Source organism: Sanguibacter sp. 25GB23B1 (assembly GCF_040012415.1).
Taxonomy (GTDB): domain Bacteria; phylum Actinomycetota; class Actinomycetes; order Actinomycetales; family Cellulomonadaceae; genus Sanguibacter.
This window is the reverse complement of the sequence record NZ_JBDYKL010000064.1, coordinates 1-5,610: the sequence shown is the minus strand read 5'-3', so window position 1 is coordinate 5,610 and position 5,610 is coordinate 1. Positions and strand designations below refer to the sequence as shown.

General features: G+C 56.7%; 3 rRNA genes. All 3 read left to right on the top strand.

Features of this window, described 5'->3' with window-relative positions:
* The first annotated feature begins 280 nt into the window (after positions 1-280).
* Positions 281-1,804: ribosomal RNA gene (locus tag ABKW26_RS19925) — 16S ribosomal RNA — on the top strand.
* A 485-nt stretch (positions 1,805-2,289) separates the two neighbouring features.
* Positions 2,290-5,400: ribosomal RNA gene (locus ABKW26_RS19920) — 23S ribosomal RNA — on the top strand.
* An 81-nt stretch (positions 5,401-5,481) separates the two neighbouring features.
* Positions 5,482-5,598: ribosomal RNA gene (gene rrf, locus ABKW26_RS19915) — 5S ribosomal RNA — on the top strand.
* Together the 16S, 23S and 5S rRNA genes form the textbook arrangement of a ribosomal RNA operon.
* Positions 5,599-5,610: the final 12 nt, after the last annotated feature.

Below are 5,610 nucleotides of genomic sequence, written 5' to 3'. Positions count from 1 at the left end.
AGGTTGCCCCGAGTACAGGCTGGAAGGTCTGGAATGGTGAGCGTCCGTTCTTTGAGAACTCAACAGTGTGCTTAATAGTCAATGCCAAGACCCTTCGCTGGGTGTGGTTGGCTGCCTCGTTGTGGGGTGGTTGGTCATGGTCGGCGGAGTGAATTTGGTATGAATTGAAAACGCAAGTTTTCGGTTTGTAGCCTTGATTAATGGGGTGCCTCATAGCATGGGGTGTCCCGCTTCGTATGGTTGTTGATCTGCTCTTTCGGGGGTGGGTTGATGTTGAACATTTACGGAGAGTTTGATCCTGGCTCAGGACGAACGCTGGCGGCGTGCTTAACACATGCAAGTCGAACGGTGATATCGGAGCTTGCTCTGGTTGATCAGTGGCGAACGGGTGAGTAACACGTGAGTAACCTGCCCTTGACTCTGGGATAACTCCGGGAAACCGGGGCTAATACTGGATACGAAGCGCCTCGGCATCGGGTGCGCTTGGAAAGTTTTTCGGTCAAGGATGGACTCGCGGCCTATCAGCTTGTTGGCGGGGTAACGGCCCACCAAGGCGTCGACGGGTAGCCGGCCTGAGAGGGCGACCGGCCACACTGGGACTGAGACACGGCCCAGACTCCTACGGGAGGCAGCAGTGGGGAATATTGCACAATGGGCGAAAGCCTGATGCAGCGACGCCGCGTGAGGGATGAAGGCCTTCGGGTTGTAAACCTCTTTCAGTAGGGAAGAAGCGAAAGTGACGGTACCTGCAGAAGAAGCGCCGGCTAACTACGTGCCAGCAGCCGCGGTAATACGTAGGGCGCAAGCGTTGTCCGGAATTATTGGGCGTAAAGAGCTCGTAGGCGGTTTGTCGCGTCTGGTGTGAAAACTCAAGGCTCAACCTTGAGCTTGCATCGGGTACGGGCAGACTAGAGTGCGGTAGGGGTGACTGGAATTCCTGGTGTAGCGGTGGAATGCGCAGATATCAGGAGGAACACCGATGGCGAAGGCAGGTCACTGGGCCGCAACTGACGCTGAGGAGCGAAAGCATGGGGAGCGAACAGGATTAGATACCCTGGTAGTCCATGCCGTAAACGTTGGGCACTAGGTGTGGGGCTCATTCCACGAGTTCCGTGCCGCAGCAAACGCATTAAGTGCCCCGCCTGGGGAGTACGGCCGCAAGGCTAAAACTCAAAGGAATTGACGGGGGCCCGCACAAGCGGCGGAGCATGCGGATTAATTCGATGCAACGCGAAGAACCTTACCAAGGCTTGACATACACCGGAATCGGCCAGAGATGGTCGCGTCTTCGGACTGGTGTACAGGTGGTGCATGGTTGTCGTCAGCTCGTGTCGTGAGATGTTGGGTTAAGTCCCGCAACGAGCGCAACCCTCGTCCTATGTTGCCAGCACGTTATGGTGGGGACTCATAGGAGACTGCCGGGGTCAACTCGGAGGAAGGTGGGGATGACGTCAAATCATCATGCCCCTTATGTCTTGGGCTTCACGCATGCTACAATGGCCGGTACAAAGGGCTGCGATACCGCGAGGTGGAGCGAATCCCAAAAAGCCGGTCTCAGTTCGGATTGGGGTCTGCAACTCGACCCCATGAAGTCGGAGTCGCTAGTAATCGCAGATCAGCAACGCTGCGGTGAATACGTTCCCGGGCCTTGTACACACCGCCCGTCAAGTCACGAAAGTCGGTAACACCCGAAGCCGGTGGCCTAACCCCTTGTGGGACGGAGCCGTCGAAGGTGGGATTGGCGATTGGGACTAAGTCGTAACAAGGTAGCCGTACCGGAAGGTGCGGCTGGATCACCTCCTTTCTAAGGAGCTACACACTGGCTCACCTAGTCTGCGTACCGGGTGGGTTCAGGTGGCCGCTTCCACGCTCCGAATGCGGGTGTGGGCGGTTGCTCACGGGTGGAACATTGACTATGGATGCCGGCGCTGGTGCTGGTGGGAGTACGTCGAGGCCCTTGTGGTCTGGATCGGAAACTGCTGGTGGTGGGGTGGGTGGACGCAAGCACACTGTTGGGTCCTGAGGGCACGGGCGCCGTATGGCGCTGGTGATCTTCGGGCCGTCAGACGCTCTCGACGAGCTGGATCTCTGGGAACAGGGGTGCAGGGGGTCGAGGGGTTTCGTCTGGTAGCTGACACGGGTCACCCTGAACCGGTCGAACCGCTGTCCACTTCGGTGGGTGGTAGGCGGCGGTGTTGGGTGGGATCGTCCGTAGCTTGAGAACTGCACAGTGGACGCGAGCATCTTTGTAAGATCAAAGATTTATCTTTGTTCTCTGCAATTTATTGTTGTCAAGTTTTTAAGGGCACAGGGTGGATGCCTTGGCACTAGGAGCCGATGAAGGACGTAGTAGCCTGCGATAAGCCTCGGGGAGTTGGCAAACGAACCGTGATCCGAGGATGTCCGAATGGGGAAACCCAGCTGGAGTCATGTCCAGTTACCCGCACCTGAATATATAGGGTGTGTGGAGGGAACGTCGGGAAGTGAAACATCTCAGTACCGACAGGAAGAGATATTCCGTGAGTAGTGGCGAGCGAAAGCGGATGAGGCCAAACCGTTCATGTGTGATACCCGGCAGGGGTTGCATGGGCGGGGTTGTGGGACCTTTCAGATTGTTCTGCCGAACTTTCAGGGAGTCAGAAAGCCGCGTTATAGTCGAAGGGCATTGAAAGGCCCGGCGTAGAGGGTGTGACCCCCGTAGACGAAATGACGTGGCCTCCCGAAGGGGATCCCAAGTAGCACGGGGCCCGAGAAATCCCGTGTGAATCCGTGAAGACCACTTCATAAGCCTAAATACTACCTAGTGACCGATAGCGGACAAGTACCGTGAGGGAAAGGTGAAAAGTACCCCGGGAGGGGAGTGAAATAGTACCTGAAACCGTGTGCCTACAATCCGTTGGAGCCTCCCTAGCAGGGGTGACAGCGTGCCTTTTGAAGAATGAGCCTGCGAGTTAGTGCTCAGTGGCGAGGTTAACCCGTGTGGGGAAGCCGTAGCGAAAGCGAGTCTTAATAGGGCGAACATAGTCGCTGGGTCTAGACCCGAAGCGAAGTGATCTACCCATGGGCAGGTTGAAGCGCGGGTAAGACCGCGTGGAGGACCGAACCCACCAGGGTTGAAAACCTGGGGGATGACCTGTGGGTAGGGGTGAAAGGCCAATCAAACTTCGTGATAGCTGGTTCTCCCCGAAATGCATTTAGGTGCAGCGTCACGTGTTTCTTACCGGAGGTAGAGCTACTGGATGGCTAATGGGCCCTACAAGGTTACTGACGTCAGCCAAACTCCGAATGCCGGTAAGTGAGAGCGTGGCAGTGAGACCGTGGGGGATAAGCTCCATGGTCGAGAGGGAAACAGCCCAGACCACCAGCTAAGGCCCCTAAGCGTGTGCTAAGTGGGAAAGGATGTGGAGTTGCACAGACAACCAGGAGGTTGGCTTAGAAGCAGCCACCCTTGAAAGAGTGCGTAATAGCTCACTGGTCAAGTGATTCCGCGCCGACAATGTAGCGGGGCTCAAGTACACCGCCGAAGCTGTGGCATTCACATAATAACCAGGCCTTCGTGGTCCAGGTGTGTGGATGGGTAGGGGAGCGTCGTGTGGGCAGTGAAGTCGCGGAGTGATCCAGCGGTGGAGCCTACACGAGTGAGAATGCAGGCATGAGTAGCGAATGACGGGTGAGAAACCCGTCCGCCGAATGATCAAGGGTTCCAGGGCCAGGCTAATCCGCCCTGGGTAAGTCGGGACCTAAGGCGAGGCCGACAGGCGTAGTCGATGGACAAGGAGTTGATATTCTCCTACCGGCGAAGAACCGCCCATACCGACCCCGGTGATGCTAACCGCCCAAGCCTGGTCCACAGGCCCTTCGGGGCTGAGGACTCAGGGGAGCGCGGGACCCGAGCCGGCACTAGGTAAGCGTATTAACAGGGGTGACGCAGGAAGGTAGCCCAGCGTGGCGATGGTTGTCCACGTCCAAGGTTGTAGGGAGAACAGTAGGCAAATCCGCTGTTCACATATCCTGAGAACTGATGGTGAGTCCGTATGGACGATGATTGGGTGATCCTATGCTGCCAAGAAAAGCCTCGGCGCGAGGTTCTAGCCGCCCGTACCCTAAACCGACTCAGGTGATCAGGTAGAGAATACTAAGGCGATCGAGAGAATCATGGTTAAGGAACTCGGCAAAATGCCCCCGTAACTTCGGGAGAAGGGGGGCCCGGAGCGTGAACCCACTAGCTGGGGAAGCGTGCAAGGGCCGCAGAGACCAGGGAGAAGCGACTGTTTACTAAAAACACAGGTCCGTGCGAAGTCGCAAGACGATGTATACGGACTGACGCCTGCCCGGTGCTGGAAGGTTAAGAGGACGGGTTAGCCGCAAGGCGAAGCTCAGAATTTAAGCCCCAGTAAACGGCGGTGGTAACTATAACCATCCTAAGGTAGCGAAATTCCTTGTCGGGTAAGTTCCGACCTGCACGAATGGCGTAACGACTTCTCCGCTGTCTCAACCGTGAACTCGGCGAAATTGCACTACGAGTAAAGATGCTCGTTACGCGCAGCAGGACGGAAAGACCCCGGGACCTTTACTATAGTTTGGTATTGGTGTTCGGTGCGGCTTGTGTAGGATAGGTGGGAGACTGTGAAGCATGCACGCCAGTGTGTGTGGAGTCAACGTTGAAATACCACTCTGGTCGCTCTGGATATCTAACCTCGGTCCGTAATCCGGATCAGGGACAGTGCCTGATGGGTAGTTTAACTGGGGCGGTTGCCTCCTAAAATGTAACGGAGGCGCTCAAAGGTTCCCTCAGCCTGGTTGGCAATCAGGTGTCGAGTGCAAGTGCACAAGGGAGCTTGACTGTGAGACTGACAAGTCGAGCAGGGACGAAAGTCGGAACTAGTGATCCGGCGGTGGCTTGTGGAAGCGCCGTCGCTCAACGGATAAAAGGTACCCCGGGGATAACAGGCTGATCTTGCCCAAGAGTCCATATCGACGGCATGGTTTGGCACCTCGATGTCGGCTCGTCGCATCCTGGGGCTGGAGTAGGTCCCAAGGGTTGGGCTGTTCGCCCATTAAAGCGGTACGCGAGCTGGGTTTAGAACGTCGTGAGACAGTTCGGTCCCTATCCGCTGCGCGCGCAGGAAACTTGAGAAGGGCTGTCCCTAGTACGAGAGGACCGGGACGGACGAACCTCTGGTGTGCCAGTTGTTCCGCCAGGAGCACGGCTGGTTGGCTACGTTCGGAAGGGATAACCGCTGAAAGCATCTAAGCGGGAAGCCTGCTTCGAGATGAGGTTTCCACGGGATTCGTCCCGAGAGGCTCCCAGTAGACCACTGGGTAGATAGGCCGGATGTGGAAGAGGGGACGAAAGACCCTCGGAGCTGACCGGTACTAATAAGCCGATAACTTGATAACACACAATAAATGTTGTGCTACGCGTCCACTGTGCGGTTCTCGGGAGACGGCCGAGAACCCGGCTTGAAAACCCAAAAGAGTTACGGCGGTCATAGCGTAGGGGAAACGCCCGGTCCCATTCCGAACCCGGAAGCTAAGCCCTCCAGCGCCGATGGTACTGCACGGGAGACTGTGTGGGAGAGTAGGACGCCGCCGGAACACCATTCACAA